The sequence below is a fragment of the Phormidium tenue FACHB-1052 genome, from assembly GCF_014696675.1.
Taxonomy (GTDB): Bacteria; Cyanobacteriota; Cyanobacteriia; order Phormidesmidales; family Phormidesmidaceae; genus Nodosilinea; species Nodosilinea tenuis_A.
Map to the genome: position 1 here is coordinate 202,432 of NZ_JACJQN010000005.1, position 14,060 is coordinate 216,491.

Here is a 14,060-nt window from a genome sequence, read left to right on the forward strand (position 1 = left end):
TCTATCCAACAATCACGCTTGGCCTATAGGCTCAAGCCTGCTTCACGGGCTGCCTCAGCCAGAGCCGCTACTCGTCCGTGATATAACTTGCCGCCTCGGTCAAAAACAACTTGAGTAATACCAGCCTTCAGCGCACGCTCAGCAATCAATTTGCCGACTACAGTGGCCGAGTCCTGAGTAGCTCCAGACTCATTCTTCAAAACATCGGGCTCAACCGTCGAGGCCGCAACTAGGGTGTGGTGAGCTGTATCGTCAATGATCTGGGCATAGATATGCTGATTTGAGCGAAACACGGCCAACCGAGGCCGTTCAGAGGTGCCAAACACGCGGCGGCGAATGCGGACGTGACGGCGACGGGTTAATTCTTTACGACTTGCTTTCATGACTTATTTCTTCCCTGACTTACCGGCCTTACGTCTGACCTGCTCACCGGCATAGCGCACGCCTTTGCCCTTGTAAGGCTCAGGGGGTCGGCTCGCCCGAATGCTAGCGGCAATGTTGCCTACTAATTCTTTGTCAATGCCACTGATGACAACATTAGTGTTATTTTCGACTACGAACTCAATACCAGCAGGGGGCTCAAATACGACAGGGTGGCTGTACCCCAAGCTGAGGTTCAAGTTGCGGCCCTGCAACTGTGCTCGGTAACCAATACCTTGAATCTCTAAGCGCTTTTGGTAGCCATTCGAAACACCCTCAACCATATTAGCTACTAGGGTACGGCAAAGGCCGTGACGCTCGCGGGCTAGGCGAGAATCGTCTTTGCGGTTGACCAGAACAGTTTCACCATCCTGAACCACCATTACTCCACTGGGCAGGGTGCGAGACAACTCGCCCTTTGGCCCTTTAACCTGAATGTCCTGACCGTCAATTACGATTGACACTTTAGCCGGGACTGGGATTGGCCGTTTGCCAATACGTGACATGATGCAAAACTCCTAAATCCTTAGCACTCGATAACGCCCTTGATGACTAGCCGTTAGCTAACAACATTGCTGTTCAGCTACCTACCAGACATAGCAAAGCACTTCGCCACCAATACCCTGACGACGGGCATCGCGGTCAGTCATGATTCCGCTAGAGGTAGAAACAATTGCAATGCCAATACCCCCCAGCACCCGAGGTAGCTCTTTTCGGTTGGAATACACGCGCAAACCGGGCTTGCTAACGCGAGTAAGGTTGCGAATGATGGGCTGACGAGTCTTGCCCTTGTACTTGAGGGCGACCACCAGTTGAGGACGCTCTTCGACAGTAGTTTCAGAGAAATCCGTGATGAACCCTTCTTCCTTGAGCACCTTTGCAATACTCCGGGTCATCCGGGTAGAAGGAATACCTACAGTTTGGTGCCGCGCCAGATTCGCATTTCTGATGCGAGTCAACATATCCGCAATTGTGTCGTTAGCAGCCATAGTTCTAGTACGCGTATAAACCTGTGTTAGTTGTCACGGAACGGCATACCCAATTCCTTGAGTAGCGCTCGGCCTTCTTCATCAGTGCTGGCGGTAGTCACGATGGTGATATCCATACCGCGAATTTGATCGATGCTGTCGTAGCTAATTTCAGGAAAAATTAACTGCTCTCGCAGACCCAAGGTGTAGTTGCCACGTCCGTCGAAGCTCTTGGGGCTAATGCCGCGAAAGTCACGAATGCGGGGCAGGGTCAGGTTGATGAGGCGATTTAGGAAGGCGTACATGCGGTCAGAACGTAGGGTGACCATCATCCCCACGGGCATGCCTTGACGAATTTTGAACCCTGCGATCGCCTTTTTGGCGCGGGTTACCACCGGACGCTGACCGGTGATTAAAGCCAGTTCGCTCAGAGAAGACTCCAGCGCTTTGGCATTCTGAGACGCTTCACCCAGGCCCCGGTTGACGGTCACCTTGACCACCTTGGGCACTTGATGGATGTTGTCGTACTTAAACTGTTCCATCAGTTTAGGTACAACGGTGTCTTTATATATGGTCTTTAACTGGTCGGTCATGGGTCGTTTCTATCGCTTTCCTGGGCTTGGTCAGGACTAGAGGATGGGCGTAAGACTAAAAACCTTAGTCAATGATTTCACCGGTCTTTTTCAGCATCCGCACCTTACGCCCGTCATCGGTAAAGGTGTAAGCAACTCGGCTCGCCACTTTCTCTTTTTCGGAGTAAAGCATGACGTTAGAGCTGTGGATGGGGGCTTCCTGGGTCACGATCTGACCCGACTCGCCTTCTTGCTGAGGCTTAACGTGTTTGGTGCGAATATTTACGCCCTGTACAACCACTTGGCTGGTTTTGGGAATAACGGTCAGCACCTCGCCGACCTTGCCGCGATCGCGTCCAGCAATCACCTGAACGGTATCACCTTTACGCACATGCACCTTGTGGCGCACAGGTTGCTTTGTTGTTGCCATTAGAGAACCTCCGGTGCCAGCGACACAATCTTGGTAAAGTTTTTGTCGCGCAGCTCACGGGCTACTGGCCCAAACACGCGAGTGCCTTTGGGGTTGCCGTCTTGGTTAATAATCACGGCAGCGTTGTCATCGAAACGAATACTCATACCGCTGCTGCGGCGCAAGCCTTTCTTAGTGCGCACCACTACAGCCCGGACGACATCTGACTTTTTCACGGCCATGTTTGGCAGCGCGTCTTTAACCACAGCGATGATTACATCGCCCACCCCGGCATAGCGGCGGTTACCACCGAGTACGCGAATGCACATGAGCTTTCGGGCACCGCTGTTGTCCGCCACGTTTAAGTACGATTCCTGCTGAATCACAATTTCCCCCTATGCGTCTGCCGCACGATTAACAATGTCAGCTACCATCCAACGCTTGGTTCGGCTCAGGGGACGAGTTTCAAGAATTCGTACCTGATCACCTTCCTGGCACGCATTCTCTTCGTCATGGGCTTTATAGCGCTTTGTCCGCACCACAATCTTGCCGTACTTAGGATGGGAGGTGCGACTTTCAACAGCAACCACGACGGTTTTATCCATCTTGTTGCTAACGACCATTCCCACTCGTTCTTTAACCGCCATCTGATTCACCTATTCCCTACGCTGATACCGATTCTGTTGCGGCCGCTGCCACGGCGGTGTCCTGGGCCTCTGCCTCTGCCTCTAGGGCAATGAGCTGGCGCTCCCGCTGAACCGTCATCAGCTGAGCCAGACGATGACGGAGATGCTTAAACTGATGCACCTGCTTATCGAGCTGACGAGTAGCTTTCTGAAACCGCAGTTGAAACAGCTCGCGCTTGGTTTCAGCGATCGCATTCAGCAGTTCTTCATCGCTCAGGCTGCGCGCCTCTTGAATCTTGGTTAATGCCATTAGCCTACGCCTCCTTGCTTTCGCGAGCGATGAACTTAGTCTTAAACGGCAGCTTGAAGGCAGCTAGCCGCATCGCTTCCCGAGCCGTAGCCTCAGGTACCCCAGCGATCTCAAAAACGATCCGACCGGGTTTTACCACAGCTACCCAAAACTCAGGGTTACCCTTACCAGAACCCATTCGAGTTTCTGCGGGACGCATGGTCACAGGCTTGTCAGGAAAGACGCGAATCCAGATCTTGCCGCCTCGCCGTACATAGCGGGTCATGGCTCGACGGGCTGCCTCAATCTGACGAGCAGTTAGCCAGCAGGGCTCGGTTGCCTGAAGGGCAAAATCACCAAAGTTGATATCGCTGCCCCGCTGAGCCATGCCGCGCATGCGCCCACGGTGCTGCTTGCGAAATTTAGTTCGTTTTGGACTTAGCATGGATCGGCACTCTTGAAGTCACAGGTAAATTCAATCAAAGAAACGCGAGGTCAGCCTAATCTTCGTTAGAGCGATCTTCAAACTGCTGACGACGACGGGGTTGACGACGGCGGGGTTGAGCATTGGGAGCAGCAGCCGGAGCTTCCTCTTGGCCAGGAATAATCTCGCCCTTAAAGATCCAAACCTTGACACCCAAAATGCCATAGGTGGTTTGAGCAGTGGTGTAGGCGTAGTCAACATCGGCCCGTAGAGTGTGGAGAGGTACCCGACCTTCCCGTGTCCACTCAGTACGAGCGATTTCTGCACCGTTCAAACGGCCGCTCACCTGAATTTTGATGCCCTCTACCCCAGCGCGCTGGGCACGCTGAATAGCCTGGCGCACCACCCGGCGAAAAGAAACGCGGCGCTCTAGTTGCTGAATAATGTATTCAGCAACTAGGGCAGCGTCAGCATCCACGCGGTTCACTTCAACCACGTTGACGCGGATTTGACGATTGGAATCCTTGAGGAGCTTCTGAACACCCATTCTCAGGGACTCAATACCCGCCCCACCACGACCGACAACAACGCCAGGGCGAGCTGTTCGCAACTCAAGATCAATTTGGTCAGCCTTACGCTCAATGCGAATATCGGCAATGCCGGCATTGTTCAAAGTTTTTTGAACGTACTCGCGAATGCGATAGTCTTCCTGAAGCAAGTCAGGATAGCGAGTGCCCTCTGCAAACCAGCGAGAGCGGTGCTCTTGAACTATGCCAAGGCGAAACCCGGTTGGATGAATCTTGTGTCCCACGAACTAACCCTCTGGAAATTGGTTTTTGAACAACTAGTGTTTGGACAATGGAATCAATAAGAAAGCTATTCAGCAGCCGGAGCCACAGCAATAGTAATGTGGCAGGTCGGCTTGCGAATTTGGTAAGCCCGCCCCTGAGCCCGAGGGCGGAATCGCTTCAGAGCTGGCCCCGCATCAGCAAATGCCTCGCTTACCACCAAACCCGCTGGGTCAAGACCGTTGTTGTGTTCAGCGTTGGCCACGGCAGAACGCAACACCTTAATAATGGGTTCGCACGCTTTGTAAGGCATGAACTCTAGGATGATCAACGCATCCCGGTAGCTCTTACCACGAATTTGGTCAAGCACCCGACGCACCTTGCGGGGCGACATGCGTACATAGCGGGCTACCGCCTTAACCTGCTCTGAGGTATCCACAGCCATTTCTCCAGTTCCTCTACCTAATACCTAACGACGAGCTTTTTTATCGGTCTTAGCGTGGCCACGAAAGGTTCGCGTGGGGGCAAATTCACCCAGCTTATGGCCCACCATCTGCTCAGTAACGTAGACGGGCACATGCTGACGACCGTTGTGCACTGCAATCGTGTGGCCAATCATCTGAGGCAAAATCGTCGATGCCCGTGACCAGGTTTTAATCACCTGCTTGTCACCCTTGGTGTTCAAGGCTTCGATTTTAGAGAGAAGGTGGTCGGCCACAAACGGCCCTTTTTTTAATGAGCGAGACATGATGCTTCAGCCCTAACAACAATCAAGAAACAGTCGACAAATTGCTAACTAGGCGTTACGACCGCCACGACCCCGCTTCGATACGCGACGACGACGACGTACCACGTACTTGTCACTATCTTTGTTCTTCTTGCGAGTCTTGTAACCCAAAGCCGGCTTACCCCAGGGGGTTACAGGGCCAGAGCGGCCAATGGGAGCGCGTCCCTCACCACCACCATGGGGGTGATCAACCGGGTTCATCACGCTACCGCGCACTTCGGGACGACGACCCAACCAGCGTTTGCGACCAGCTTTACCAAGACTGACGTTACGAATATCAGCATTGCCGACTTGGCCAATGGTGGCATAGCACTCGCGACGCACCATACGAACTTCCGTGGAAGGAAGCTTCAGGGTGACGTAGTCACCCTCCTTAGCCACAACTTGGGCACCGGTACCGGCAGAGCGCACCATTTGCCCGCCCTTGCCAACCTGCATCTCAACGTTATGCACCGTTGTGCCAAGCGGAATCTTGTACAGCGGTAGAGCGTTGCCAACTTCAAGAGGCGCATCGGGGCCAGCAACTACCGTTGAACCTACCGTTAACCCTGCGGGGCAAAGAATATACCGCTTTTCCCCGTCTTCGTAATGAAGTAGGGAAATACGCGCATTGCGGTTGGGGTCATATTCGATGGATGCGACCTTGGCGGGGATGCCGAGTTTGTTGCGGTGAAAGTCAATCACGCGATACAAACGCTTGTGGCCGCCGCCCCGGTGGCGACAGGTGATTACCCCCCGGTTGTTGCGTCCCTTGGGACGGTGGGTGGAGCGAGTTAAAGACTTTTCAGGCTCGCTGCGGGTAATCTCGGCAAACTCGGAAACGGTTCGCTCACGAGTACCAGGGGTATAAGGTCGATAGGAACGGATGCCCATGGGAGTACTTGCTGGCTACACGGCTAAAGGTTGGAACAGTGAAATCCTGAATTTTAGAGATCAGGGAAGAGGGGAATGGAGCTTCCGGGAGCCAGAGTGACCACCGAGCGCTTGTAGTGGGGGCGATGCCCAGCAAAACGCCCCATCCGGCGCTTTTTCTTGGGAGGGTTGTAGGTGTTGACCGATACAACCCTGACTTCGAATAATTCTTCGATCGCGGCTTTGATCTGCAGCTTGTTAGCGCGAGGGTCAACTTCGAAGACGTATTGATTGTTCTCTAGCAGAAGGGTAGCCTTCTCGGTGATTAGGGGCCGACGGATGAGATCAGCCAAAGATGGAGTATTGGCGGCATTAATCACTGTAAACCTCCTGAATAGCCTCTAGGGCAGGGGATGTAATCACAAGATGGTCGGCGTTTAACAGATCGTGAATGTTGAGATTGACCGCAGTAATGAGCTTGACATTCTCAAGGTTACGAGCTGAGAGGTAGACCAGTTCTTGCCGCTCGGCAATGACTAACAGGATTTTGGCGTTGGGATCAATGCCCCAGCGAGCGATCGCATCGAGCAGTTCGCGGGTCTTGGGCCGAGAAAACTTATCCTCAAACCCTTCAACTACAACCAAATCATCGATCCGACCCTGGAGAGCGGTGCGTAGGGCCAGACGCCGCTCTTTGCGGTTCATCTTGACGCTGTAGTCACGAGGCTTGGGGCCGAAGATAACACCGCCGCCGCGCCAGAGAGGAGAACGGTTAGAACCAGCTCTGGCCCGACCGGTACCTTTTTGACGCCAGGGCTTGCGGCCACCACCTCTGACTTCAGCACGGGTTTTAGTAGAAACCGTGCCTTGACGGGCGTTGTTCATCTGACGCACTAGAGCGCGGTGAACAATGTGAGAGGCAGACTCTTCTTTGGCAACCTGAAGATCTAAGGATGCCGTACCCGCCTCTTGGCCCTCCCAGTTTTTTACGACGCACTCAACCATTGTCTGAACCTATCTCTTAAAAAGCTTTGGATGCCCGAAAGTCGAAGACTTAAACCGCTTGCTGCAACCCTGAAGAACTAGGCCTCAACCCATTGGGCTGGAGCAATACTCAGCAACCCACCGGGTTTACCAGGAATCGCACCTTTAATCAACAGGAGGTTGCGGTCGCTGTCTACCCGCACTACTTCTAGCTTGCGAATAGTCACTCGGACATTGCCCATCTGACCGGCCATTCGCTTACCGGGATAAACACGACCTGGGGTCGTACCTGCACCAGTAGAACCGGGCAGCCGGTGGTTCTTAGAACCGTGGGCCATAGGGCCACGACGGAAGTTGTGACGCTTTTGATAGCCTGCAAAGCCACGGCCCATGCTCTTGCCAGTGACATCCACTAGCTGGCCTTGGCTAAACGTTTCAGCGGTTACGGTCTGCCCCAACTCAAAACCATCGGCAGCATCGACTCGATATTCTTTTAAGTGACGCAAAGGAGCACTGCCTGAGCGAGCTAGATGACCCAGCTCAGGTTTGTTGAGCTTCTTTTCGGTCACTTCATCAAAACCTAGCTGGATAGCCGCATAGCCATCGGTATCTGAGGTTTTAATCTGAGTAACAACACAAGGACCGGCCTGCACCACCGTTACGGGGATAGCATTGCCTGCCTCATCGAATACTTGGGTCATGCCCAGCTTTTTGCCGAGAATACCGACTGCCACAGTCCTGTCTCCCTACTTAACACACTACGAAATGCGCAGGACTCTCGAAAAAGAGAGCTTTGCGCATCAACGACATCAACTTTTGAACACCCCGGACTGAAAAGCTCACCGGGAGTAAGCGTTGCCGGCCTAAACCGGTCACTATTCAAAAGAAAGCTGACTGACTCTGATCACAGCTGGCTTTAGATCCAGAACCTCAAACACCTTGGTGCTAGGGCATCAGAACAGTCAAATGCCAGGACTTGGGTAACCCGCTGGACTACTCAGTATCCTTTTTTGTCGGCGATTTACCATAGTACAGTCCTTTTTGACGGATGTCTATGCCCATTTCCAGAAAAGTTGAGAGTTTGCTGCTGTCACGCCTGCGCGCAGATGGTCAGACAAGGCAAACGCTTTAGCTAGCTGGGTTTACTCTCCGCTTGAACACAGTACAATGGCATCTGACAAATAGCTAATGGCCGAGGATTAAATATGGCGCTGCTGACAACGGGTAAGCCCTTTATTAAGGATCTGGAGAGCAATGGTGCGATCGCCGTACGCATGCCCTTAGAGGGAGGGTTTGAAGGTCGCTACGAGCGTCGGTTGAAGGCCACCGGCTACGAAACAATGAACCTTACTGCCCGCGGCCTGGGAGATGTGTCGTCTTATCTCACTGCCATCCACGGCGTGCGCCCGCCCCACTTAGGTAAAAAAACCGTGGGCAGCGGTGCGGCGGTAGGCTACACCCATTTTGTTCCCCCGATGCTCACCTATCGTCTAGACACTATGTCGGCTAAGGCTAAGGGTATGGTGCTGTGGCTAATCGAGGGGCACATCTTATCGCGCCAGGAGCTGGCCTATTTAGTTAGCCTGCCGACCCTTGAGCCCCGGGTAAAGGTGGTGGTGGAAATGGGGGGCGATCGCGCCTTTAGCTGGAAGCCTTTGGCCAACCTAATTTAGACCCTGAGTCAGTCTGAAAGGCTAGCTGGCAAAAAGCAGGGTTTATCCCGCCGGAAGTTCCGCATGAATATTGAAATCGCCCCTGGGGCTGCATCCGGCAGCCGACATCGGGAAAGCTCGCTGCCGTTCCCCCACCAATCGCTACAGAGGGGGCAATGGGTGAAGCTAATTTGCGGTGCCAGCTACCAGGACATGCCAGCGGTGCGGCGATTGGTGATGCTCTATGCCCTAGCGGGAGTAGATTGCATCGACGTAGCCGCCGATGGAGCTGTGGTAGCCGCTGCCCGACAGGGGCTAGCGGATGCTGTGCGCTTGGCAAAGTATTTGGACAAAGGCGAAGCGTCTTCGGAGAATTACAACCACCTAATTCCCGGATTACCTTGGCTTATGGTGAGCCTCAATGACAGCGAAGACCCTCACTTTCGTAAGGCGCACTTTGATGCGGCGCACTGTCCACCGGAGTGCGATCGCCCCTGTGAACCCATCTGTCCCACTGCCGCCATTCAGTTTCAAGCCCCAACTCAGGGGGGAGTGGCGGCGAACCTCTGCTACGGCTGCGGTCGCTGCATCACCGTTTGCCCAATTGGCAATATTGAGGCCCAATCTTATCTAGCCAGCCCAGAAACCTTCTCTAATGAGCAACTGGCCCAAATTGACGCCGTAGAAATTCACACCCAAACTGGGCATCAAGCTCAGTTTGCGCAGCTCTGGCAGCGGCTACAAGCTTGGGAACCTCACCTCAAGCTAATCTCCATTAGCTGCCCAGACCACGACCAGGTGGTGCCATATCTATGGCATCTCTATCACCTGATGGCACCGTTAGAGGTGCCCCTGATCTGGCAAACGGATGGTCGACCCATGAGCGGTGATCTAGGCAAAGGCACAACCCACGCCTCCATTCGTTTAGCCCAAAAGATTCTCGACGCGGGGCTACCGGGCCATGTGCAACCCGCTGGCGGTACCAATGGCTACACTGTAGATAAGTTGCTCAATCTCGGTTTGGTCAATACAGCATTTCCACATCAGCCTGATATCTCTCAACCCAATGCGCGGCCTTTTCGCCAGCAGGCTGGGATGGCTAGCCATGAAACCGCTTTAGTGCCCAAAACCATTGCGGGCATTGCCTACGGTAGCTACGGGCGATCGCAGGTGCTACCGCTGCTCGACGCCATTGACCAAGAACTTCAACCCTGGCTGGGGAATGACTCCCTTGACCAGCTCGCCGTGGATCAAAGCACTTCAGGCTCCAGCAGTGACCGCCTCACCAAGACAATCGTAGCCCCTTGGCAGCGGTTAGACAGTAGTGCCTTGGGCCAAGGGTTAACCCTGGCTCGGCAGTTGGTAGGCCCGCTCAAATCCCATAGACACTTTTTACCAACACGTTATGGTTAGCTATAGCGACGACCGCTCGATGAGTGACGGATCGAGCAGCAGCGCCCCTGTCGACAACGTTCCTGCCACCAATAACCTCGCCGTGGACTTTTTACCCACTGAAACTGAAGGGATGGCCCCACACCAGTCTGCCCCTGCCCAAGACCAGCCCATTGATGACCTCGAGCAAATTCTCAGCATTCTGCCCCCATCTATTCGCGCTCAGCTTCTGCACCACCCCCAGCGCCAGAACCTAATTGAAGTTGTCTTAGACCTAGGTCGCCTGCCCGAAGCAAGATTTTTTGGCAGCGTCGAGTATCTGTCTGAAGAGCCCGTTACCCACGCCGATCTAGACCACTGCATCAAGCGAGTCGGAATTTTTGGCGGCGATAACCGAGCCGGCATCGAGAAAACCCTGCACCGCATCAGTGCCATTCGCAACCGGTCTGGGGAAGTGATTGGCCTCACCTGCCGCGTGGGGCGAGCCATTTTTGGCACCATCGGCATGATTCGAGACTTGGTTGAAACAGGCCGATCCATTCTGATGCTAGGACGACCCGGCGTAGGGAAAACTACAGCCCTGCGCGAAATCGCCCGGGTGCTGGCCGACGACCTGCAAAAACGGGTGGTGATCATCGACACCTCCAATGAAATTGCGGGCGATGGCGACATTCCCCATCCTGCCATCGGTAGGGCCCGGCGCATGCAGGTAGCCCGCCCCGAAGAACAACACCGGGTAATGATCGAGGCGGTGGAAAACCACATGCCCGAAGTGATTGTCATCGATGAGATTGGCACCGAGCTGGAGGCCTTAGCGGCCCGCACCATCGCTGAGCGCGGGGTGCAGCTAGTGGGTACCGCCCACGGCAACCAGCTCGAAAATCTGATTAAAAACCCCACCCTTTCAGATCTGATTGGCGGCATCCAATCAGTCACGCTTGGGGATGAAGAAGCTCGCCGTCGAGGCAGCCAAAAAAGCGTGCTAGAGCGTAAGGCTCCTCCGACCTTTGACATCGCTGTGGAGATGCTAGAGCGGCAGCGCTGGGCTATCCATGAGGATGTGACGGTCACTATTGATAACCTACTGCGGGGGCGACAGCCAGGGCTACAGATTCGCACTGTAGACGAGAACCAGAAGGTGATCATTACCCACGAGCTGCCGGGTTCAGGGCGAGAGGTCGCTAAGCCATCGCGATCGGGCATGGGCTGGCGCGCGGCGGGGCAAATGGTGCCTCCGACCAATGCCGCGATCGCCCAGCGCCCGATAGGCAATGGCAACAACGTTCGGCCTCTAGGTCAGGTCTACAGCCAAAAGCCGACCACTGATCCCATGTTTGCCCACTTGCTAGAGACGACTCCCGATGACGACATCATCGGCCCTAATGGGGAAGATGCCATGCGCCTCTATCCCTACGGCCTCAGCCGTTACCAAATTGAGCGGGTGATTCAAACCCTGCATATGCCGGTAGTGATCACTAAAGATTTGGACAGCGCCGATGCGGTGATAGCGCTGCGATCGCACGCCAAAGCCCAAGCCAAGCTCAAGCACATGGCTCAGGGGCGGCAGATTCCTGTCCACTTGGTCAAGTCCAACAGCATTCCCCAAATTACCCGCGCCCTCCAGCGCCTGCTGGACATGGATGACAATCCAGCCGCCATTGACCTAGAACTGTTCAGTCACAGCGGCGGTGACGATGAGCTAGAAGCCTTAGAAGAAGCTCGTCTAGCAGTTGAGCAGATTGTGATTCCCAAAGGCCAGCCGGTGGAACTGCTGCCCCGCTCAGCCCACATCCGCAAGATGCAGCATGAGCTAGCCGAACATTACCGGCTCAAATCCCTTAGCTGTGGCGAAGAACCTAACCGACGGCTGCGCATTTATCCGGCCTGAGGCAGAGCACCCATCAACAACCCGAGAATACTATGACCACGGTGCGCTATAGAATAAAAGCACCGGAATGACGCCAGCGCAGCTTTAGCACGGAATCTAGTGCCTTTTTCCCCTGGCCTGTTGTTTGACTTGACCTCCTTCAAAGAATCCTATGAAATCTTTAATTTCTCGTCTCTTGGCCCTAGTGCTAGTGGCCGTTGTTGGCCTCACGGGGTGCAGCGCAGGCACCAGCGGCATGCTCACCGGTGACTACCGTCAGGACACACTGATGCTGGTAGATAGCCTCAGAACCTCGATCAACCTGCCCGACGACGACCCAGCTAAGGTAGAAGCCCAGGCTGAAGCCAAATCCGTCATTAGTGACTTTGCCTCTCGCTATCGCCGGGATACCTCTGTGGCCAACCTCAGCTCATTTACTACGATGCGCACGGCGCTAAACGCGATCGCAGGTCACTACAGCAGCTATCCCAACCGCCCCCTGCCTGAAAAACTCAAAACTCGCGTTGAGCAAGAACTAAAGCAGGTAGAATCCGCCCTCAAACGCGGAGCATAAGCAAAAAGCTTTACGCTTTAGCCAGCTTTCTAATCAATTCAGAGTAAGAGGTCGTCCAGTGGACGACCTCTTTGTACGTCGGGCATGACTTCAATGAAAATTTTTATTTGACGGGTTGGCGTCGGTTTGCTAGCATAGCAATTCTGTAGTAAAGTGCGAGTTGGACATGAAAGTCCGTGCGTCTGTGCGCAAGATGTGTGATAAGTGTCGTGTGATCCGCCGCCGTGGCCGGGTCATGGTGATCTGTTCTAACCCCAAGCATAAGCAACGACAGGGGTAACGTAAGGGCTGGCAAGGTATTCACAGCAATGTGGGTATCGCTTTTTACAGGCCAGATGGTGCTGAGTATACTGACTTAGATCAACTGAATCTAAACGTTCTGTTTAGGTTTTTGATATAGGACTTTTGACGGTTCGGGCAGCGGCCCAATATAGCAGACCGAGTAGCCGTAGCTGGGCTGCATGGTTGAAACCACATACTGGGGGAGATAGTTAAAGGTGGCACGGATAGCAGGCGTGGATTTGCCACGCGACAAACGAGTTGAAATTGGCTTGACCTATATCTACGGTATCGGCCTTACCCGTTCTAAGGAAATTCTCGCTAAAACCGGGGTCAATCCCGATGTGCGGGTCAAAGATTTAACCGACTCCGACGTAGCAAAGCTACGTGATTCCGTCGAAAGCGACTATCAAGTAGAAGGCGATCTACGACGGTTGGAAAACATGAACATCAAGCGATTGATGGACATTGGCTCCTACCGTGGACGGCGTCATCGCGCCGGTCTGCCGGTGCGTGGGCAGCGCACTCGAACCAACTCTCGCACTCGCCGGGGCGGTACCCGTCGTACGGTGGCTGGCAAGAAGAAAGCGCCTCGCAAGTAAAACGGCTTCGCATTAGCCTCCAGCACCATGAGGGTTGAGCAGAGGGCTCGCTAAGCCTTATAGCGAGTTTTTCTGACTGTTTACAGGTGTTTGCTAGCGCTAGTAGCCCACCGACGATCGCATTGACTCAAGTTTCCTTGAATTGAATTTAGTGACAACGCTATGGCCAAACCAACTCGAAAGACTGGACCTCGTAAGAGTAAGAAGAACGTACCGAGCGGTGTCGCTCACATCCGTTCAACATTCAACAACACCATTGTGACTATTACTGACCAGTCAGGGGAAGCAATTTCCTGGGCTTCAGCAGGCTCTAGTGGATTCAAGGGAGCAAAGAAAGGTACCCCCTTTGCGGCGCAAACAGCAGCCGATAGCGCTGCCCGACGAGCAATGGATCAAGGCATGCGGCAGATTGAGGTTATGGTAAGCGGTCCTGGAGCTGGTCGCGAAACCGCTATCCGAGCCTTACAGGGAGCAGGTTTAGAAATTACTCTCATCAGAGACGTTACTCCTATCCCCCACAACGGTTGTCGACCACCCAAGCGTCGTCGGGTTTAGGTACTGACCAAAGAATCAGT

General features: G+C 54.0%; 23 protein-coding genes. 7 read left to right on the forward strand and 16 right to left on the reverse strand.

Annotated elements, in window-relative coordinates:
• Positions 1-23: 23 nt before the first annotated feature.
• From rplR to rplC, 16 genes are all read right to left on the reverse strand, one after another.
• Positions 24-383, reverse strand: a complete 360-nt coding sequence (gene rplR / locus H6G07_RS09620; protein WP_073609620.1) for a 50S ribosomal protein L18 — start codon at positions 381-383, stop codon at positions 24-26.
• 3 nt (positions 384-386) lie between these two features.
• Positions 387-926, reverse strand: coding sequence for a 50S ribosomal protein L6 (gene rplF / locus H6G07_RS09625; protein ID WP_073609621.1), 540 nt, complete (start codon positions 924-926; stop codon positions 387-389).
• Positions 927-1,007: 81 nt separating this feature from the next.
• Complete coding sequence (gene rpsH / locus H6G07_RS09630) at positions 1,008-1,409, reverse strand: 30S ribosomal protein S8 (protein WP_073609622.1); 402 nt, start codon at positions 1,407-1,409, stop codon at positions 1,008-1,010.
• 26 nt (positions 1,410-1,435) lie between these two features.
• The gene (gene rplE / locus H6G07_RS09635) at positions 1,436-1,981 is read right to left on the reverse strand and encodes a 50S ribosomal protein L5 (protein ID WP_073609623.1); all 546 of its coding nucleotides are present in this window, start codon (positions 1,979-1,981) and stop codon (positions 1,436-1,438) included.
• Between the two features lie 64 nt (positions 1,982-2,045).
• The gene (gene rplX, locus H6G07_RS09640; RefSeq protein WP_073609624.1) at positions 2,046-2,390 is read right to left on the reverse strand and encodes a 50S ribosomal protein L24; all 345 of its coding nucleotides are present in this window, start codon (positions 2,388-2,390) and stop codon (positions 2,046-2,048) included.
• Complete coding sequence (gene rplN / locus H6G07_RS09645; protein WP_073609625.1) at positions 2,390-2,755, reverse strand: 50S ribosomal protein L14; 366 nt, start codon at positions 2,753-2,755, stop codon at positions 2,390-2,392. The genes rplX and rplN overlap by 1 nt, the downstream gene beginning before the upstream one ends.
• 9 nt (positions 2,756-2,764) lie before the next feature.
• Complete coding sequence (rpsQ, locus tag H6G07_RS09650; RefSeq protein ID WP_073609626.1) at positions 2,765-3,016, reverse strand: 30S ribosomal protein S17; 252 nt, start codon at positions 3,014-3,016, stop codon at positions 2,765-2,767.
• A gap of 16 nt (positions 3,017-3,032) precedes the next feature.
• A complete protein-coding gene (gene rpmC / locus H6G07_RS09655) occupies positions 3,033-3,305 on the reverse strand; it encodes a 50S ribosomal protein L29 (RefSeq protein ID WP_073609627.1) in 273 nt (90 codons plus the stop codon).
• Between the two features lie 4 nt (positions 3,306-3,309).
• Complete coding sequence (rplP, locus tag H6G07_RS09660; protein WP_073609628.1) at positions 3,310-3,729, reverse strand: 50S ribosomal protein L16; 420 nt, start codon at positions 3,727-3,729, stop codon at positions 3,310-3,312.
• Between the two features lie 55 nt (positions 3,730-3,784).
• On the reverse strand, positions 3,785-4,519 hold the full coding sequence (rpsC, locus tag H6G07_RS09665; protein WP_073609629.1) for a 30S ribosomal protein S3: 735 nt from the start codon (positions 4,517-4,519) through the stop codon (positions 3,785-3,787).
• Between the two features lie 65 nt (positions 4,520-4,584).
• Positions 4,585-4,941 carry a 50S ribosomal protein L22 gene (gene rplV / locus H6G07_RS09670; protein WP_073609630.1) on the reverse strand — a complete coding sequence of 119 codons (357 nt, stop codon included), beginning with the start codon at positions 4,939-4,941 and terminating at the stop codon, positions 4,585-4,587.
• Between the two features lie 24 nt (positions 4,942-4,965).
• Complete coding sequence (rpsS, locus tag H6G07_RS09675) at positions 4,966-5,244, reverse strand: 30S ribosomal protein S19 (protein ID WP_035991915.1); 279 nt, start codon at positions 5,242-5,244, stop codon at positions 4,966-4,968.
• A gap of 48 nt (positions 5,245-5,292) precedes the next feature.
• Positions 5,293-6,156, reverse strand: coding sequence for a 50S ribosomal protein L2 (gene rplB, locus H6G07_RS09680; RefSeq protein ID WP_073609631.1), 864 nt, complete (start codon positions 6,154-6,156; stop codon positions 5,293-5,295).
• A gap of 53 nt (positions 6,157-6,209) precedes the next feature.
• A complete protein-coding gene (locus H6G07_RS09685; RefSeq protein ID WP_139297102.1) occupies positions 6,210-6,515 on the reverse strand; it encodes a 50S ribosomal protein L23 in 306 nt (101 codons plus the stop codon).
• Positions 6,508-7,140 (reverse strand): 50S ribosomal protein L4, encoded by a 633-nt coding sequence (gene rplD / locus H6G07_RS09690; RefSeq protein WP_073609632.1) that lies wholly within the window; start codon positions 7,138-7,140, stop codon positions 6,508-6,510. The genes H6G07_RS09685 and rplD overlap by 8 nt, the downstream gene beginning before the upstream one ends.
• 77 nt (positions 7,141-7,217) lie before the next feature.
• The gene (gene rplC, locus H6G07_RS09695; RefSeq protein ID WP_073609633.1) at positions 7,218-7,853 is read right to left on the reverse strand and encodes a 50S ribosomal protein L3; all 636 of its coding nucleotides are present in this window, start codon (positions 7,851-7,853) and stop codon (positions 7,218-7,220) included.
• A 471-nt stretch (positions 7,854-8,324) separates the two neighbouring features.
• Here rplC and ndhN point away from each other — a divergent pair, with 471 nt between their 5' ends.
• The 7 genes from ndhN (at position 8,325) to rpsK (ending at position 14,040) form a co-directional block, all read left to right on the forward strand.
• Complete coding sequence (ndhN, locus tag H6G07_RS09700; protein WP_073609634.1) at positions 8,325-8,792, forward strand: NAD(P)H-quinone oxidoreductase subunit N; 468 nt, start codon at positions 8,325-8,327, stop codon at positions 8,790-8,792.
• A 63-nt stretch (positions 8,793-8,855) separates the two neighbouring features.
• Entirely contained in the window at positions 8,856-10,184 is a 1,329-nt protein-coding gene (gene ldpA, locus H6G07_RS09705; protein ID WP_084173330.1) for a circadian clock protein LdpA, read from the forward strand.
• 112 nt (positions 10,185-10,296) lie between these two features.
• Positions 10,297-12,051, forward strand: coding sequence for a R3H domain-containing nucleic acid-binding protein (locus tag H6G07_RS09710; protein WP_073609695.1), 1,755 nt, complete (start codon positions 10,297-10,299; stop codon positions 12,049-12,051).
• 151 nt (positions 12,052-12,202) lie between these two features.
• Entirely contained in the window at positions 12,203-12,604 is a 402-nt protein-coding gene (psb27, locus tag H6G07_RS09715; protein WP_073609636.1) for a photosystem II protein Psb27, read from the forward strand.
• A 166-nt stretch (positions 12,605-12,770) separates the two neighbouring features.
• On the forward strand, positions 12,771-12,884 hold the full coding sequence (gene rpmJ, locus H6G07_RS09720; protein ID WP_071527191.1) for a 50S ribosomal protein L36: 114 nt from the start codon (positions 12,771-12,773) through the stop codon (positions 12,882-12,884).
• Between the two features lie 217 nt (positions 12,885-13,101).
• Entirely contained in the window at positions 13,102-13,485 is a 384-nt protein-coding gene (rpsM, locus tag H6G07_RS09725; RefSeq protein WP_073609637.1) for a 30S ribosomal protein S13, read from the forward strand.
• Between the two features lie 162 nt (positions 13,486-13,647).
• A complete protein-coding gene (gene rpsK, locus H6G07_RS09730) occupies positions 13,648-14,040 on the forward strand; it encodes a 30S ribosomal protein S11 (protein ID WP_073609638.1) in 393 nt (130 codons plus the stop codon).
• The last annotated feature ends 20 nt before the right edge of the window (positions 14,041-14,060 follow it).

Excerpts from the sequence above, each read along its gene's own strand:
- rplE (WP_073609623.1), bottom strand. The coding sequence starts at position 1,981 with ATGACCGACCAGTTAAAGACCATATATAAAGACACCGTTGTACCTAAA.
- rpsK (WP_073609638.1), top strand. The coding sequence starts at position 13,648 with ATGGCCAAACCAACTCGAAAGACTGGACCTCGTAAGAGTAAGAAGAAC.
- rplB (WP_073609631.1), bottom strand. The coding sequence starts at position 6,156 with ATGGGCATCCGTTCCTATCGACCTTATACCCCTGGTACTCGTGAGCGA.
- rpsH (WP_073609622.1), bottom strand. The coding sequence starts at position 1,409 with ATGGCTGCTAACGACACAATTGCGGATATGTTGACTCGCATCAGAAAT.
- rpsQ (WP_073609626.1), bottom strand. The coding sequence starts at position 3,016 with ATGGCGGTTAAAGAACGAGTGGGAATGGTCGTTAGCAACAAGATGGAT.
- psb27 (WP_073609636.1), top strand. The coding sequence starts at position 12,203 with ATGAAATCTTTAATTTCTCGTCTCTTGGCCCTAGTGCTAGTGGCCGTT.
- rplX (WP_073609624.1), bottom strand. The coding sequence starts at position 2,390 with ATGGCAACAACAAAGCAACCTGTGCGCCACAAGGTGCATGTGCGTAAA.
- H6G07_RS09710 (WP_073609695.1), top strand. The coding sequence starts at position 10,297 with ATGGCCCCACACCAGTCTGCCCCTGCCCAAGACCAGCCCATTGATGAC.
- rplF (WP_073609621.1), bottom strand. The coding sequence starts at position 926 with ATGTCACGTATTGGCAAACGGCCAATCCCAGTCCCGGCTAAAGTGTCA.
- rpsS (WP_035991915.1), bottom strand. The coding sequence starts at position 5,244 with ATGTCTCGCTCATTAAAAAAAGGGCCGTTTGTGGCCGACCACCTTCTC.
- rplD (WP_073609632.1), bottom strand. The coding sequence starts at position 7,140 with ATGGTTGAGTGCGTCGTAAAAAACTGGGAGGGCCAAGAGGCGGGTACG.
- rpmC (WP_073609627.1), bottom strand. The coding sequence starts at position 3,305 with ATGGCATTAACCAAGATTCAAGAGGCGCGCAGCCTGAGCGATGAAGAA.
- ndhN (WP_073609634.1), top strand. The coding sequence starts at position 8,325 with ATGGCGCTGCTGACAACGGGTAAGCCCTTTATTAAGGATCTGGAGAGC.
- rplP (WP_073609628.1), bottom strand. The coding sequence starts at position 3,729 with ATGCTAAGTCCAAAACGAACTAAATTTCGCAAGCAGCACCGTGGGCGC.
- ldpA (WP_084173330.1), top strand. The coding sequence starts at position 8,856 with ATGAATATTGAAATCGCCCCTGGGGCTGCATCCGGCAGCCGACATCGG.
- rpmJ (WP_071527191.1), top strand. The coding sequence starts at position 12,771 with ATGAAAGTCCGTGCGTCTGTGCGCAAGATGTGTGATAAGTGTCGTGTG.
- rplV (WP_073609630.1), bottom strand. The coding sequence starts at position 4,941 with ATGGCTGTGGATACCTCAGAGCAGGTTAAGGCGGTAGCCCGCTATGTA.
- rplR (WP_073609620.1), bottom strand. The coding sequence starts at position 383 with ATGAAAGCAAGTCGTAAAGAATTAACCCGTCGCCGTCACGTCCGCATT.